14 protein-coding genes and 1 other annotated feature are annotated in these 16,651 nt (G+C 47.9%); of the genes, 12 read left to right on the top strand and 2 right to left on the bottom strand.

Features of this window, described 5'->3' with window-relative positions; all coding sequences use genetic code 11:
* Positions 1–7 precede the first annotated feature (7 nt).
* Complete coding sequence (locus NYE42_RS13975; RefSeq protein WP_007612894.1) at positions 8–499, bottom strand: hypothetical protein; 492 nt, start codon at positions 497–499, stop codon at positions 8–10.
* Between the two features lie 194 nt (positions 500–693).
* Between NYE42_RS13975 and hemA the strand changes: the two genes are divergently transcribed.
* From hemA to ysxE, 8 genes are all read left to right on the top strand, one after another.
* The gene (gene hemA, locus NYE42_RS13970; RefSeq protein WP_060562760.1) at positions 694–2,061 is read left to right on the top strand and encodes a glutamyl-tRNA reductase; all 1,368 of its coding nucleotides are present in this window, start codon (positions 694–696) and stop codon (positions 2,059–2,061) included.
* 7 nt (positions 2,062–2,068) lie between these two features.
* Positions 2,069–2,899, top strand: coding sequence for a cytochrome c biogenesis protein (locus tag NYE42_RS13965; protein WP_007408154.1), 831 nt, complete (start codon positions 2,069–2,071; stop codon positions 2,897–2,899).
* 34 nt (positions 2,900–2,933) lie between these two features.
* Positions 2,934–3,875: a hydroxymethylbilane synthase gene (gene hemC, locus NYE42_RS13960; RefSeq protein ID WP_342497010.1), complete on the top strand. Its 942-nt coding sequence runs from the start codon at positions 2,934–2,936 to the stop codon at positions 3,873–3,875.
* Entirely contained in the window at positions 3,865–4,644 is a 780-nt protein-coding gene (locus tag NYE42_RS13955; RefSeq protein WP_342497009.1) for a uroporphyrinogen-III synthase, read from the top strand. The genes hemC and NYE42_RS13955 overlap by 11 nt, the downstream gene beginning before the upstream one ends.
* Before the next feature lie 5 nt (positions 4,645–4,649).
* Positions 4,650–5,624, top strand: coding sequence for a porphobilinogen synthase (gene hemB / locus NYE42_RS13950; protein ID WP_144664014.1), 975 nt, complete (start codon positions 4,650–4,652; stop codon positions 5,622–5,624).
* 28 nt (positions 5,625–5,652) lie between these two features.
* Complete coding sequence (gene hemL, locus NYE42_RS13945; RefSeq protein ID WP_352426533.1) at positions 5,653–6,942, top strand: glutamate-1-semialdehyde 2,1-aminomutase; 1,290 nt, start codon at positions 5,653–5,655, stop codon at positions 6,940–6,942.
* Positions 6,943–7,074: 132 nt separating this feature from the next.
* Positions 7,075–8,838 carry a LysM peptidoglycan-binding domain-containing protein gene (locus tag NYE42_RS13940; RefSeq protein WP_352426532.1) on the top strand — a complete coding sequence of 588 codons (1,764 nt, stop codon included), beginning with the start codon at positions 7,075–7,077 and terminating at the stop codon, positions 8,836–8,838.
* Positions 8,839–8,871: 33 nt separating this feature from the next.
* Positions 8,872–9,894 carry a spore coat protein YsxE gene (gene ysxE, locus NYE42_RS13935; protein WP_352426531.1) on the top strand — a complete coding sequence of 341 codons (1,023 nt, stop codon included), beginning with the start codon at positions 8,872–8,874 and terminating at the stop codon, positions 9,892–9,894.
* Between the two features lie 14 nt (positions 9,895–9,908).
* Here ysxE and NYE42_RS13930 read toward each other — a convergent pair whose 3' ends face one another.
* Positions 9,909–10,100 (bottom strand): hypothetical protein, encoded by a 192-nt coding sequence (locus NYE42_RS13930; protein WP_003152639.1) that lies wholly within the window; start codon positions 10,098–10,100, stop codon positions 9,909–9,911.
* Between the two features lie 172 nt (positions 10,101–10,272).
* Positions 10,273–10,494 (top strand) — a binding site (T-box leader).
* A gap of 58 nt (positions 10,495–10,552) precedes the next feature.
* On the opposite strand from NYE42_RS13930, the gene NYE42_RS13925 reads away from it, so the two are divergent.
* The 4 genes from NYE42_RS13925 (at position 10,553) to NYE42_RS13910 (ending at position 16,566) form a co-directional block, all read left to right on the top strand.
* Complete coding sequence (locus NYE42_RS13925; protein ID WP_020956152.1) at positions 10,553–13,195, top strand: valine--tRNA ligase; 2,643 nt, start codon at positions 10,553–10,555, stop codon at positions 13,193–13,195.
* Positions 13,196–13,253: 58 nt separating this feature from the next.
* Complete coding sequence (locus tag NYE42_RS13920) at positions 13,254–14,546, top strand: folylpolyglutamate synthase/dihydrofolate synthase family protein (RefSeq protein WP_095352883.1); 1,293 nt, start codon at positions 13,254–13,256, stop codon at positions 14,544–14,546.
* A 139-nt stretch (positions 14,547–14,685) separates the two neighbouring features.
* The gene (locus tag NYE42_RS13915; RefSeq protein WP_012118107.1) at positions 14,686–15,438 is read left to right on the top strand and encodes an A24 family peptidase; all 753 of its coding nucleotides are present in this window, start codon (positions 14,686–14,688) and stop codon (positions 15,436–15,438) included.
* Positions 15,439–15,564: 126 nt separating this feature from the next.
* On the top strand, positions 15,565–16,566 hold the full coding sequence (locus tag NYE42_RS13910; protein WP_352426530.1) for an SPOR domain-containing protein: 1,002 nt from the start codon (positions 15,565–15,567) through the stop codon (positions 16,564–16,566).
* The last annotated feature ends 85 nt before the right edge of the window (positions 16,567–16,651 follow it).

Genomic DNA, 16,651 nt, shown 5'->3' with positions numbered 1-16,651 from the left:
TTGGGTTTTATCGTATAGTTTTGTTCCGCTTGATAAACAATAATAAAAGGCTGATTCCGATGAAAACATACGGCCAGTATGTTTTGAAGTGTTCCGTCGGAATATGGACGGACTCCAGCCACGCCGTAATTTGTTTAAAGAAGTATAAAAAGAGGGAAAAACCAATCATGGCAACCGCTTCGTATACATATTCTTTTCTGGCTGCCGCAAATAAGGAGAATCCGAAGACGAAGAGAATCATTTCAAAATCTCCCGGCCACCATGAGAGCTCAGGTTTGGCGAAAAAGTGTAAACCTATGCCGAAAAGAAGCATGCCGATCAGGACGTGAGGCCCGGCCGCTTCCTTTTTGCCCTGATACAAGAGCACGGCGCCCAAAAGCATAAGGAGCACCGGCCATTCTCCCTGATTCTCAAACAGGTGAACCTGTCCGCTCTGAAGCCATGCGAATAATGAAGCGGCAAGCAGAAGTCCCGGTAATAAAATTGATGTTTTTTTCATCCTGTCACCTACCCGCAGTAAAGGATTTTTAGTATGATGATTACAGTGGAAACGAGCTTTTTATACTATAGCATAACATTTTTGAAATCTGTTCACATTTTCCCGAAGAAACTATGTTATAATTATTATAAATAATAAATTCTATGTTAGAATGATTATAAATAAATTGCGATGTACGGGGGTGCATGAAAGCGATGCATATTCTTGTTGTGGGAGTAGATTATAAATCCGCCCCTATTGAAATACGCGAAAAAATAAGTTTTCAGCCGGATGAGCTTGCAGAAGCGATGCTTCGTTTAAAAGAAGAAAAAAGCGTTCTTGAAAACATTATCGTGTCAACCTGCAACCGCACCGAAATATATGCGGTGGTCGACCAGCTTCATACCGGCCGTTATTATATAAAAACATTTTTATCCGAATGGTTCTCGCTGCCGAAAGAAGAGCTGTCTCCGTTTCTGAAATTTTATGAGAGCGACGCGGCGATCGAGCATTTATTCCGTGTGGTGTGCGGCTTGGATTCCATGGTCATCGGAGAAACGCAAATACTCGGCCAGGTCCGCTCAAGCTTTAAAACGGCGCAGGCAGAAAAGACGATCGGCACCATTTTCAATGAGCTGTTTAAACAGGCGGTGACCGTCGGCAAACGCACGCATGCTGAAACCGATATCGGCGCCAATGCCGTTTCCGTCAGTTACGCCGCCGTTGAACTCGCGAAAAAAATCTTCGGCTCATTGTCAAATAAGCACATTTTGATTCTCGGTGCGGGAAAAATGGGCGAGCTCGCCGCAGAAAACCTGCACGGTCAGGGCATCGGCAAAGTAACGGTCATCAACAGAACGTTTTTGAAGGCAAAAGCGCTCGCTGACCGTTTCTCCGGAGAAGCGCGCAGCTTAAACCAGCTTGAACATGCACTTGCTGAAGCTGATATTTTAATCAGTTCGACAGGCGCAAGTGATTTCGTCGTGTCTAAAGAAATGATGGAGAGAGCGGGCAGACAGCGGAAAGGCCGCCCGTTATTTATGGTGGATATCGCTGTGCCGCGAGACCTCGATCCGGCGCTGAACGATCTTGAAGGTGTTTTTCTGTATGATATTGATGACCTTGAAGGAATCGTTGAAGCCAACTTACAAGAACGCCGTGAAACCGCTGAAAAAGTCGAGCTGTTTATTGAAGCGGCAATTGTTGAGTTTAAGCAGTGGCTTAATACGCTCGGCGTCGTGCCGGTCATTTCGGCGCTGCGTGAAAAGGCGCTGTCCATCCAGTCCGATACGATGCAGAGCATTGAGCGCAAGCTGCCTCATCTTACGGTAAGAGAGAAAAAACTTCTCAGCAAACATACGAAAAGCATCATTAACCAAATGCTGCGCGACCCGATTCTGAAGGCGAAAGAGCTTGCGGCCGAAGCGGATTCAGATGAAAAGCTGAAGCTGTTTATGCAGATTTTCGATATTGAGGAAGAGGCCGGCCGCCAGCTGGACAAAAGTCTGGATAACCGTCAGACGGTTCATTCGTTTCAAAAGGCAGAAGCAAAAACGGGCTTACGTCCGCTTGTAAGTGAGTGAGGGCTGTATGATTGATACAGCAATGGCAAGACTTAATGAAGCGACAATTGTTATTTATGCAGTAAGCGTCCTTTTTTACTTTATAGATTTTCTTCAACACAACCGGAAGGCTGGGAAAATGGCCTTCTGGTTGCTTTCTATTGTCTGGACTCTGCAAACCGTCTATCTTTCTTATTTCATGTGGCAGACGGGCAGATTTCCGGTCTTGAATATTACAGAGGCCCTTTACTTTTATGCGTGGGTGCTTGTCACGCTCTCACTTGTGGTCACGCAGATTCTGCGTGTTGATTTTATCGTGTTTTTCACGAATGTCATCGGTTTCTCGATGATTGCGATCCATACGTTTTCACCGACGGATCAGCATTCGGCCGCTTTTTCCGGCCAGCTGGTCTCAGAGCTTTTGGTCATTCATATTACAATGGCGATTCTGTCTTACGGCGCTTTTTCCCTTTCTTTTGTCTTTTCGCTTCTTTATCAGTTTCAATATTCTTTATTAAAGAAGAAAAAGTGGGGAAAATGGCTGTTGAGAATTGAAGATTTGTCAAAACTTGATTATATGGCTTACGTTTTAAATGTCATCGGGGTTCCGATGCTGCTGTTGAGCCTGATATTAGGCGTGATCTGGGCGTATGTGTCGCTGGAAACGCTGTACTGGTTTGATTCAAAAGTGCTCGGTTCGTTTATTGTGCTGCTTTTATACAGCTACTACTTATATATCAGAATGATTAAGGAACTGCAGGGAAAAGTGGCGGCGTTATGGAATTCAGCATGTTTTCTCGTGCTGATGATTAATTACTTCCTGCTCGGAAGCCTGTCGCAATTCCATTGGTTCAGTTAACGCACGCGCCCAAACAGATTCGGGAGGAAAGAAAATGAGAACGATTAAGGTAGGTTCCAGACGGAGCAAACTGGCTATGACCCAGACAAAATGGGTGATTAACAAATTGAAGGAATTGAACCCTTCCTATAACTTTGAAATCCGGGAGATTGTCACAAAAGGTGACCGCATCCTTGATGTTACACTGTCAAAAGTGGGCGGCAAAGGTTTGTTTGTCAAAGAGATTGAACAGGCGCTGCTGCATCAGGAGATTGATATGGCGGTTCACAGCATGAAAGACATGCCCGCCGTTTTGCCTGAGGGTCTTGTCATAGGATGCATACCGAAACGTGAGGATCCGCGTGATGCGCTGATTTCAAAGGGGCATCAAAAGCTGGACGACATAAAAGAAGGAGGCATCATCGGCACCAGCAGTTTAAGAAGAAGCGCCCAGATTCTTGCTGAACGCCCTGATCTTACAATTAAGTGGATCAGAGGCAATATCGATACGAGACTTCAAAAGCTTGAAACGGAAGATTACGATGCTATTATTTTAGCGGCTGCGGGACTTTCGAGAATGGGCTGGAAAGATGATGTCGTATCTGAATTTCTCGAACCGGACCGCTGTCTGCCTGCGGTCGGCCAAGGCGCTCTTGCCATTGAATGCAGAGAGTCGGATGAGGAGCTTTTGAAGCTGTTTGCGCAATTTACCGATGAGTATACGCAGCGCACGGTGGCAGCCGAACGGGCTTTCTTACACGCGATGGAAGGCGGCTGCCAAGTGCCGATAGCCGGGTATGCGTACGTCAATGACCGGGATGAGGTTGAATTGGTCGGTCTTGTCGCGTCTCCGGACGGAAAGACGATTTATAAAGAAACAGCGGCGGGACATGATCCGGAAGAAATTGGAAAACGCTGTGCGGCGATGATGTCTGAAAAAGGAGCCAAAGCACTAATCGACAGCGTGAAACAGGAGCTCGATCAGGATGGCAAATGACCTTCCTTTACAAGGAAAGACCGTGCTTGTCACCCGGAACAAAAGACAGGCCGCACCGTTCCGAAAAAAAGTGGAGGCGCTCGGCGGAACGGCTGTTTCCGCTTCGCTGATCGCTTTTCAGGAAGCGCTCCCGGATGAATGTGCGGACAGTCTGCGGGAAGACCTTTCTGAGCCGGGATGGCTTGTGTTTACAAGCGTAAACGGTGTCCAGTTCTTTTTTTCCTATCTTGATCGTCACGGTCTTGCGCTTTCGGGACGGAAAAAAATCGCAGCCGTCGGTGAAAAGACTGCGCGCGCCCTGAAAGAGCGGGGAGCCCGGACGGATGCGATGCCTGACGAGTATGTGGCGGAATGTCTGGCTGATACTTTAAAACGGCACGCATCAGCTGCCGAACCCATTTCAGTGATAAAGGGCAATTTATCACGCGATGTCATAAAAGCGGAGCTTGAGCCGCTTGGCTATCAAATAAGGGAATGGGTGTTATACAATACCATTCAGGATGAAAAAGGCATGGACGAGCTGAGACGGGCTGCATCCCGCTCTCATTTTGATTTTATTACGTTTACCAGCTCATCGGCGGTGCATACGTTTATGCACGCGGTCGGAGACGGAGAAAAAGCGTGGGAAAACAGCGGTGCGAGCTATATCAGCATCGGCCCTTTGACAGAGAAAGCGCTCTTGGAATACGGGATCTCATCCCATGTGCCTGACACTTATACGATTGAAGGCATGCTGGACGTCATGTGCAGTATGTCGGGAAAGGATTGATAATGATGAATCAAACATTTAACAGACACCGCCGTTTGCGCGCGAACGCTGCGATGAGAGATTTAGTAAAAGAAACACGTCTTCACCCCTCAGATTTTATTTACCCGTTATTTGTCGTTGAAGGGCTCGAAGGAAAAAAAGAAGTTCCTTCCATGCCGGGGGTTTATCATGTATCACTTGATTTGTTAAAGGATGAAATGGCTGAGCTGATATCGCTCGGCATTAAGTCGGTCATCGTTTTCGGCGTGCCGGAAGAAAAAGACGCCTGCGGAACCCAGGCTTTTCACGATCACGGCATTGTGCAGAAAGGGATTGCTGAAATTAAAAAGCATTATCCTGAAATGATCGTAATCGCTGATACGTGTCTCTGTGAATACACGGATCACGGCCATTGCGGCGTCGTGAAAGACGGAGAAATCCTCAATGACGAGTCGCTTGAACTGCTGGCTCAGACAGCCGTCAGCCAGGCCAAAGCCGGCGCTGACATCATCGCTCCTTCAAATATGATGGACGGTTTTGTCACAGTGATCAGGGAAGCGCTCGACAAAGAAGGATTCACGAATATTCCGATCATGTCTTATGCCGTGAAATATTCAAGTGAATTTTACGGTCCGTTCCGCGACGCGGCTGACAGCACGCCGCAGTTCGGAGACCGAAAAACATATCAGATGGATCCGGCCAACCGCTTGGAAGCGCTCCGTGAGGCTGAATCAGACGCGGCAGAAGGCGCTGACTTTTTAATCGTCAAACCGTCTATGTCATACTTAGATATTATGCGTGATGTGAAAAACCGCCATCACCTGCCGCTGGTCGCATATAATGTGAGCGGGGAGTATTCCATGGTGAAAGCGGCAGCCCAAAACGGCTGGATTAAAGAAAGAGAAATGGTGCTGGAAATTTTAACGAGCATGAAACGTGCAGGAGCCGATCTGATTATGACGTATCATGCAAAAGACGCAGCAAAATGGCTTGCTGAGTAACGATTTCATTTGACGGGAGCTGAGGCAGATGAGAAGCTATGAAAAATCAAAAGCCGCTTTTAAAGAAGCGCAGAAACTGATGCCGGGCGGAGTGAATAGCCCGGTGCGCGCGTTTAAATCAGTTGATATGGATCCGATCTTTATGCAGCGCGGAAAAGGATCGAAAATATTTGATGTTGACGGCAATGAATATATCGACTACGTCCTGAGCTGGGGGCCGCTGATTTTGGGTCACACGAACGACCGGGTCGTTGAAAGCCTGAAAAAAGTAGCCGAGAACGGGACAAGTTTCGGGGCATCTACTGAAGTGGAAAACGAACTGGCCAAATTGGTCATTGACCGTGTGCCGTCTGTTGAAATCGTGCGGATGGTCAGCTCCGGCACAGAGGCGACAATGAGCGCCCTGCGTCTTGCAAGAGGATATACCGGCCGCAACAAAATTTTGAAATTCGAAGGCTGTTACCACGGCCATGGTGATTCGCTGCTGATCAAAGCGGGATCCGGAGTGGCGACACTCGGCCTTCCGGACAGCCCGGGCGTGCCGGAAGGAATAGCAATGAATACGATTACCGTTCCATACAACGACTTGGAAAGCGTTGCACTCGCATTCCGGGAGTACGGTGAAGATATTGCCGGGGTCATTGTTGAACCGGTAGCAGGCAATATGGGCGTTGTTCCGCCGCAGGAAGGCTTTTTACAAGGACTTCGCGACATGACGGAACAGTATGGCGCGCTGCTCATTTTTGATGAGGTCATGACCGGTTTTCGCGTGGATTATAACTGTGCGCAAGGGTATTTCGGCGTGACGCCTGACTTAACGTGTCTCGGCAAAGTCATAGGCGGCGGTCTTCCTGTCGGTGCGTATGGCGGAAAAGCTGACATTATGGAACGAATCGCGCCGAGCGGTCCGATCTATCAGGCTGGAACATTGTCAGGAAATCCGCTTGCCATGACAGCGGGACTTGAGACGTTACAGCAGCTCACACCTGAATCTTACCAAGAATTTGTGAAAAAAGGCGATATGCTTGAAGAAGGCATTTCAAAAGCAGCTGCAGCACATGGCATTCCGCACACGTTTAACCGGGCGGGTTCAATGATCGGCTTCTTTTTCACCAATGAGCCTGTCATTAACTATGAAGCAGCCAAATCTTCTGATTTAAAGCTGTTCGCCAAGTATTATAAAGGGATGGCCGACGCAGGCGTATTTCTGCCGCCGTCTCAATTTGAAGGATTGTTTCTCTCCACTGCGCATACAATGGAGGATATTGAAAATACCATTCAAGCCGCTGAGAAAGTGTTCCAGGCGATCAGCCGCTGATACCGAAAAGCCGATGCAAGCAAGACTTGTATCGGCTTTTTTCAATGCCTCCATTATCATATTTTTCCGGATTGCGGCATACACCTTTAGTGACATCTAATTGTATGGATTAGATGAAAGGAGGATATGAACTTGCCGCATAATCACCGATTGCAATTTTCTGTTGAAGAATCAATCTGTTTCCAAAAAGGACAGGAAGTTTCTGAATTACTTTCGATTTCATTAGACCCTGACATCAGGGTGCAGGAAGTAAATGATTATGTCTCAATTAAAGGATCATTAGAACTTACTGGCGAGTACAACATAGATCACAGCAGTCATTTTGAAGAGCTTGATAGGGAGCTGAGGCATGTAGAGGAAGTGAGGGCGAGGGAGGATGGCACGGCCGAGCTCATTCATTGTTTCCCGGTGGACATCACGATTCCGAAAAATAAAGTGAGCCACCTCAATGATGTTTTCGTATTTATCGATGCCTTTGATTATCAGCTGACGGATTCAAGGATCTTAACCATTCAGGCTGATTTGGCAATTGAAGGGCTGCTTGAGGAATCCGAGCCAAAAGAGCCGGAGATCCCTTTGTACGTGGCGCCTGAATTTGCCAGAGAAGAAATGGTCAATCTTGCCGGACATCATTCGGAGGACGAAAACGAACCAGAATTAATGATACGCCATGAGCCTGAATTACCTTTGACTGTATCAAAAGAAGCAGCACAAGAAACCGAGAAGAACGAGGAAGAAACCCCGCCTTTACTCAGGCAGGAGGAAGAAGAGCAGGAAGCAGCCCCGATTCTGAGGGAGCGGGAAGAAGAAGAGCAGGAAGCAGCCCCGATTCTGAGAGAGCAGGAAGAAGAAGAGCAGGAAGCAGCCCCGATTCTGAGAGAGCATAAAGAAGAAGAGGAAGAAACTGCCCCGATTTTGAGGGAGCAGGAAGAAGAAGAGCAGGAAGCAGCCCCGATTTTGAGGGAGCGGGAAGAAGAAGAGGAGCAGGAAGCAGCCCCGATTTTGAGGGAGCGGGAAGAAGAAGAGCAGGAGACTGCCCCGATTCTGAGGGAGCAGGTAGAGGTGCCGAAACCTGCTTCCTTTACTGAGCCTCCTCCTCCCGTTTCCTTCCAACACGAAGAAGAGCCGGAAGAAGCTGAGGAGCCTGCAATCATGTCGGCTGTGAGGAATGAACCTGTATTTGAGGATGATTCAGCAGAAGTGCAGGAAGAGCCAAAAGATGATACCGAACCGGTTTTCCCTGCGTTCACTCTGACTCCGCATTCAGAAAAGCCAAAAATTGCGGAACAGCCCTTCCTTCAAAAAGAAGAGCAGCCAGAGGCCGAGCCGCTTCTCCGTCAGAGTGATCATGAGACGGCAGAAGATGAAGATGAGCCTGCGGTTTTTCAAGAAGAGCAGGCGCCCGTTTATCGCGAGTTCGTTCCGGAACGGCAGGAAGAGGAGTTTTACAGCGCTCCTAAGCTGCTTGAAGAAGAGGCTCAGGATGAAGTAGGGTTCGAAATTGAGGTAAGGAAGATGGCGCCGCCGGAGGAGGAAACCGGGAAGCCTCTCGATTTGTCTTTTCAGTTTTCCAAACTGCCGCCTGAGGAGCCGGCGCAAGCTGAACCGCCTGAGCCGCTTAAGTCTGAAAGAAAGAATGAAGAAGCGGCACCGGGAACCGAGCAGAAGGAAAATGACAACTCTCATTACTTGACAAAATTATTTACAAGGGAAGAAGAAAAGTTTTCAAGAATGAAAATTTGTATCGTACAGCAGCAAGATACTATCGACCGGGTGTGTGAACGATATGACATAACATCCCAGCAGCTCATCAGAACGAATGCTTTATCGTTTGATGACGAGCTTGAAGAAGGTCAGCTTCTGTATATACCTGAATATAATAACAGCCATGCGTAAGCACAAAGAGGCCGTAAAAATGTGGTGAATGGAATGGAAGCAGTCCAATCAGTGCTTCAGGAATACGGGCTGGCGGCTGAGTATATTGAGCCTGTCAGCCCGCATGTTTGGAAGGTCTACTCAAACTACGGCATTTTTGCTTTGAAACAGCTCAAGCCGGCCCGCAGCAGTGAATTTACGGATCTTATGATTGAGATTGAGGAGAAAGGCTACAGATCATTTGTGCCGATCTGCCGCACGTATGCCGGCGATTTTTTTGCGGGAACACAGACGGAGAATTCTTATTATTTAATGCCTTGGCTTCAGTACGATCAGGAAGAGGAACGGGACCAAAAACATGTTTACCTTTTTAAAGAGGTCGCGAAGCTCCACTCCGCGACTGTGCGGGACATCCAAATCCGGACTGAAGATATCAGCGGCTTTTATGAAGCAACGAAAAGAGATTGGGAAAATGATAAGCTTGTCTATGAACATTTCGCAGACCGGGCGGAAAAAGAGTGGTATCTTTCACCTTTTGAACTGCAGGCTGTTACGTATCTTACAGAAACGGTTTCCGCCGTCAATTTCGCTCTGGAACGTCTGGAAGAATGGTTTGACGCGGCAAAGGATCATGACAAGACGAGAGCGGTGATCAACCACGGCAGCTTATCGAGCCGCCACTTTCTGTATAATGATGCGGGATCGGGCTTTTTCACGAATTTCGAGAAAGCTGCGCTGGGCCCTCCGCAAAACGACCTGCTCGGCTTTTACTCCAGAATGTTCAGAAGCTATCCGAAAGCATGCCCGGAGTGTCTGGACTGGTTTTATACGTATCACAAATCATTCCCGCTCCGTGAAGCGGAAATCAGCCTGTTTCTCAGCTATATGGCTTATCCGTCCGCCATGTACAAAGTGCTGAAACGGTATCAGACCGGCCAAAGGGGCTCTGAAAAAGAAGAGTGCACGCAATTATTAAGAGCGTTTTGGCAGATGAAAAATGTTGAGCCTTTTCTCATGAAGGTTCATCAGATTGAGCGGGAGAAAAAAATAAAAGCGGAAAACGAGTCCTCTTCATAACGGGACTCGTTTTTTTATATCCATTCCAAATGCAGGGCGCACGCTAAAAACAGCAGGATGGCAAGCAGCAGGACATCAAAAGTCGTCGGAAAGAAAATCGTCCTGATCCCCTGAAAGATCGTAATCGGGATAATGACTTGCACGGATACAAGGCGGACCTGTCTGGCCCACTGGGGGAGCGAATAAGAATTGAATTTTTTTCTCACGGGCAATTCCTCCTCACATTCGCCTTTCTATGTATCGTATGTAAGGGAAAGGGCGGGGTGCATGCCCATTTATGTATGACGGCAGCGGTTTTTGGAAAAGATGATTGACGAATCAAAAACACTTTTACTATAATAAAGAACATAATAAATAAGATCATGAGCTGATATAAATACACCTGCTTTGAACGGGAAGAGTACAAGAAAGACGCATGAAGAGAGAGAAGCTACTGTGCTGAAAGGCTTCTTATGCCGTCTCATTGGAAGGTCGCCCGGGAGCATAATTTCTTGAACATACAGTAGAGAAATTCGGGCCGCACCCGTTATCCGTTTAAGTGCATGAACAAATCTGTTCATGAAAAAAGGTGGTACCGCGAAAGAGCTTTTCGTCCTTTATCAGGATGAAGGCTCTTTTTTAGTTGCTCAGCCATTTCTAAACATGCTGGAGGGTTATCATGGATACAAACGAACAAACAATGCCGACAAAATATGATCCGTCTGCGATTGAAAAAGGCCGCTATGATTTTTGGCTGAAAGGAAAATATTTTGAAGCGGGCGGCGATCAAACGAAACAGCCGTATTCTGTCGTCATTCCGCCGCCGAACGTGACGGGCAGGCTGCACCTCGGACATGCGTGGGATACGACGCTGCAAGATATCGTTACGCGTATGAAACGCATGCAGGGCTATGACGTGCTCTGGCTTCCGGGCATGGATCACGCCGGCATCGCCACTCAGGCAAAAGTCGAAGCGAAACTCCGCGAACAGGGCACAAGCCGTTATGATCTCGGCCGTGAAAAGTTTTTAGAAGAAACGTGGAAGTGGAAGGAAGAGTATGCTGATTTCATCCGCAGCCAATGGGCCAAGATGGGACTCGGACTCGATTATTCGCGCGAACGTTTCACTCTTGATGAAGGGCTGAACAAAGCAGTGCGGGAAGTATTCGTCAAGCTGTACAAAAAAGGCTTGATTTACAGAGGCGAATATATCATCAACTGGGACCCTGCCACAAAAACGGCTTTATCCGATATTGAAGTAATTTACAAAGACGTACAGGGCGCGTTTTATCATTTGCGCTATCCGTTAGCAGACGGTTCAGGCTCAATTGAAATCGCGACCACCCGTCCGGAAACGATGCTTGGCGACACGGCTGTCGCGGTTCATCCTGAAGATGAGCGCTACAAGCACTTAATCGGCAAAACGGTGATTCTGCCGATTACAAACCGCGAAATTCCGATCGTCGGCGATGATTATGTTGATATGGAATTCGGATCAGGCGCCGTTAAAATCACGCCTGCCCATGACCCGAATGACTTTGAACTCGGAAACCGCCACAATTTAGAGCGGATTCTCGTCATGAATGAAGACGGAACAATGAATGAAAAAGCGCTGCAATATAACGGCATGGACCGGTTTGAATGCCGCAAAAAACTCGTCAAAGATCTTCAGGAATCCGGTGTTCTCTTTAAAATCGAAGACCATATGCATTCTGTCGGACATAGTGAGAGAAGCGGCGCCGTTGTTGAGCCGTACCTGTCCACACAATGGTTTGTCAAAATGCAGCCGCTGGCCGATGCTGCGGTTGACCTTCAGTCAAAAGAAGAGAAAGTTCACTTCGTTCCTGACCGGTTCGAGAAAACGTACCTGCACTGGATGGAAAATATCCGTGATTGGTGTATTTCCCGTCAGCTGTGGTGGGGCCACCGCATCCCGGCTTGGTATCATAAAGAAACAAAAGAAGTGTACGTCGGCCTTGAGGCGCCTGAGGACAGTGAAAATTGGGAACAGGATTCAGACGTGCTTGATACATGGTTCAGCTCCGCGCTTTGGCCGTTTTCTACAATGGGCTGGCCTGATGAAAACGCTGAAGACTTTAAGCGGTATTACTCAACCGATGTTCTTGTAACGGGATATGACATCATTTTCTTCTGGGTATCCCGGATGATTTTCCAAGGTCTTGAGTTTACCGGCGAGCGTCCGTTCAAAGACGTGCTGATTCACGGCTTAATCCGTGACGAGCAGGGCAGAAAAATGAGTAAATCCCTTGGGAACGGCGTGGACCCGATGGATGTCATCGACAAGTACGGAGCGGATTCCCTGCGCTATTTCCTGGCAACCGGAAGTTCACCGGGACAGGATCTCCGTTTCAGCTATGAAAAAGTGGAATCCACATGGAATTTCGCAAATAAAATTTGGAACGCCTCCCGTTTTGCATTAATGAACATGGACGGCATGACGTATGACGAGCTTGATCTGTCCGGTGAAAAATCAGTTGCTGATAAGTGGATCCTCACAAGACTGAATGAAACGATAGAAGACGTAACCCAGCTTGCGGATCGTTATGAATTCGGCGAAGTCGGACGCCACCTGTACAACTTTATCTGGGACGATGTGTGCGACTGGTATATCGAAATGGCAAAGCTTCCGCTGTACGGGGAAGATGAAGCGGCGAAGAAAACAACCCGTTCTGTTCTGGCATACGTGCTTGACCAGACGATGCGTCTTCTTCACCCGTTTATGCCATTCTTAACGGAAGAAATCTGGCAGCACCTTCCTCATGAAGGCGAGTCAATCACGATCAGCTCTTGGCCGGTTCCGGTGCCGGAACATACGGATAAAGAGGCAGCGGCGGATATGAAACTGCTCGTTGAATTAATCCGTTCTGTCCGCAATATCCGGAGCGAAGTCAACACGCCGATGAGCAAGCAGGTTGAGCTTTACATTAAAACAGCTACCGAAGACATTGCCGGCCGCCTTGAGAAGAACCGTTCTTACGTTGAACGCTTTACGAATCCGAGCACGCTGAAAATCGGGACGGATATCACTGCGGCAGACAAAGCGATGACAGCGGTCGTCACCGGAGCGGAAGTCATTCTGCCGCTTGAAGGGCTGATAAACATTGATGAGGAGATCGCCCGTCTGCAAAAAGAATTCGACAAGCTGACAAAAGAGGTCGAACGCGTTCAGAAAAAACTCGGCAACGAAGGATTCATTAAAAAAGCTCCTGAGCATGTCATTGAAGAAGAACGCGGAAAAGAGAAAGACTACACGGCAAAACGCGAAGCTGTCCGGCAGCGGATTGCAGAGCTGAAAGGCTGATAAAACAGCGGGGCGGTTTCCTAAGAAACCGCCTTGTCGTATAAAAGAGGGGATTTCATTGTTTAATACGTACAAAGAAGCGATCAGCTGGATTCACGGCAGACTCAAGTTCGGCGTTAAGCCGGGCCTTCTCCGTATGGAAAAGCTGATGGAAAAACTGGAACACCCGGAAAAGAACATTCGCGCCATTCATGTGGCGGGCACAAACGGCAAAGGATCGACCGTCGCTTTTATCCGTTCCGTGCTTCAAGAAGCCGGTTATACGGTCGGCACGTTCACATCGCCTTACATTATTACGTTTAATGAGCGTATCAGCGTCAACGGCACGCCGATTTCTGATGAGGAATGGAGAACGCTCGTTAATGACATAAAACCGATAGTCGATGAGCTTGATAAGACCGATGCCGGAACGGTGACAGAATTTGAAATCATTACAGCGTGTGCATTTTTATATTTTGCGAAGCGGGCTGATATCGATTTTGTCATTTTTGAAGCGGGGCTCGGCGGCACATTTGATTCAACCAATATTGTGAATCCGCTCCTGTCGGTCATTACAAGTATCGGACATGACCATATGGCGATTTTAGGAAATACCATCGAGGAGATCGCCGGGCAGAAAGCCGGTATCATTAAAAATTCCATTCCGGTCATTACGGGCGTCAATCAGCCGGAAGCACTCGGCGTCATTGAAGCGGAAGCCGAAAAAAAGCAGGCTCCGTATCAGTCACTATATAAAACGTGCAGACTGTTTAATGAAGCGGCGCTTCCGTCCGGTGAAAGCTTTTCGCTGGAAACGGAAACGAAATGCTATGAAAACATTCAAACGTCGCTGATCGGCATTCACCAAAGGCAGAATGCGGCATTGGCGATATTGGCCGCTGAATGGCTGAATCGCCTGGAAGCCGCAGCCATTTCTGAAGAAGCGATGCGAAACGGCCTGAAAAAAGCATCGTGGCCGGGCCGGTTTGAACGTCTTCAAAGCCGCCCTTTAGTGTTTGCGGACGGCGCGCATAACGAAGAGGGCGTTGAAACGCTGACAGAAACGATCCGGCAGCGCTTTGCCGGTAAAAACGTCCATGTCGTATTCAGCGCATTAAAAGACAAACCGTATCAGGAAATGATTAAAAAGCTTGAAGCCGAAGCAGACTCCATTCACTTTGTATCATTTGACTTTCCGCGTGCTTCAAGCGCCGAAGCCCTTTATAACGCAAGCAGTCTAGCGGATAAGAGCTTCGATGAGAACCCGGACAGTGTGAAAGAATGGATAGAACAAAAAGACGGGGCGGATGATGTCATCATCATTACCGGCTCCTTATATTTTATTTCAGAAATGAGAAAGCGGCTTATCTGACAGCCCCTCGGATGCCCGGCAGACCATTTTACGGTTTTGCCGGGTGTTTTTATGCTGAAAATATATTTTCAGCCATTTCAGTCATGGTGTTTTTCTTTGCTATAATCTGAGCCAGATTGATAGTAAAGGTGTGGTCTGAGTGCTTTTGATTCTGTTTTTTCTCGGCTTGATTTTCGGTTCTTTTTTTTATACAGCAGCGTGCCGTATCCCGCTGCGAATTTCGGTTATTTCGCCGCGTTCAGCCTGTTCGTTTTGCCGGTTGCCGCTCTCTTGGGGGGAGCTTGTGCCCGTCGTTTCCTATATTCTGCAAAGAGGCAGATGCAGAAACTGCCGTGCGAAGCTGTCGGTTATGTATCCGGCGGCGGAATGCTGGACGGCGTGTTTATTCACGGCTGCAGGCATTCATTTCGGTTTCTCAAAAGAACTGTTAGTCGCGCTGTTATTTCTGTCTCTGCTCATGATTGTTACTATGACGGATCTGCAATATATGCTGATTCCTGACAAGGTTCTGCTGTTTTTTCTTCCGCTTTTCATCGCCGGCCGTATGTTTTCTCCGCTGGATTCATGGTATGCAGGGTTTGCCGGAGCCGTTTGCGGATTTTTTCTGCTTGTTTTTATCATGTTTGTCAGTAAAGGAGGCATCGGCGCAGGTGATGTGAAACTGTTTGGGGTGATCGGCCTGACGCTCGGCGTGAAGCTCGTGCTCATTGCATTCTTTCTTTCCGTTATGATCGGAGCCGTATACGGTATGTGCGCCGCAGCCCGGGGCAGGCTTGGTAAAAAGCAGCCATTTCCGTTTGCGCCGGCCATCTCAGCCGGGAGCGCTTTGAGTTATTTATACGGTGAAGAGCTGTTTTCGTTTTACATCAAGCTCGCTTCAGGCGGGGCTTGAAAAATTTGGCGAACGTTTTTTGGACAAGACGACAAAAGTCTTGTTCTTTTTTTTTTCGCCTATGCTAAAGTGTGAACCATGATCAGTTCAAGGTACGGCCAAGACGAATGCAAGGGGGAAGAGACGTTGAAAAAAAGGAAGAGCAAAAAGCACAGCAACGCAAAAAACAATGCCCTTAAAGTAACCATTAACGGACAAGAAGAAACGATGTATGGACAAGAAGATGTGAAAGCAGGCGGGGAGAAAACCGTCACATTTTCAAATTGGGAAGAAACAAAAAAGGCGGAGCAGGAGACCGCCGCATCCCATGAAGATCCGAAAGAAGAAGATTTCAATTGGGATCATGAGAAGAATTCTGAGGTATTTGAAGATGACCCGAAAGTCGTTCCGCCATACCAGAAGAAAAAAAACGGCCCTCATTTTCCGAAAAAAAAGCAGCCGTCTTCTCCAGTTAAAAAAGCGGTCACGACAATTGCCGTTGCGGCTGTTTTAGGCACCGGGCTCGGCCTTGTCGCCTTAAATATGTCGGGAAGTAAAGAAGCCTCCGCTCCGGCATCAGCTGACAAAGGTTCACAAGGGCAGACGGCGAAAGCGGGAGATGTTTCTAAAGACAAATCTGAAACAGCCGGCACAGGAGATGCGGAATCTTCAGAGGGAAACTATAAAACATATGCGGTGCAGGCCGGAAAATTTTCATCAGAAAAAGGAGCGCAAACCCTTGTTGACCAGCTGACTGAAAAAGGATACTCGGCCGTCTCTCTGGCTAAAGAAGACGGATACACATACGTGATCGCCGGGCTTGCAGCGGAAAAAAGCCTATCACAGCAATTGGGTCAGACACTGATAGACCATGATTTTGAGGCTTGGGGCGGAAAAGAGCTCAGCTTTGCGGTCGATTCAGGACTGGAAGACTCTTTTAAACAAGCATCTGAGCTCTCCGCCAAAGCGATTACCGGCAAAGATCTTTCAAAAACGGAAGTGGCTGAAGCGGCAAAAGCGGCAGACGGTGCAGACGCCGCTGACAAAAAGCAGAAAGAGGCCGTGCTTCAAGCGCTGAAAGAACTGGAAACGCCGGGTTCGGAATCCGGCTGGAAAGCCCAAAAAGAGCTTTTAAGTGTTGTAAAATAGTATCTCATTTCCCGTCATCCGGCGGGATTTTTTATTTTGTCATCAAAAAGTTATTTTTCTGAAATTGTGGTTGCCCGTTTGATTT

The organism is Bacillus sp. FSL K6-2865 (assembly GCF_040311405.1).
GTDB classification, from domain to species: Bacteria; Bacillota; Bacilli; order Bacillales; family Bacillaceae; genus Bacillus; species Bacillus velezensis.
This window is presented reverse-complemented; position numbering and strand designations above follow the sequence as displayed.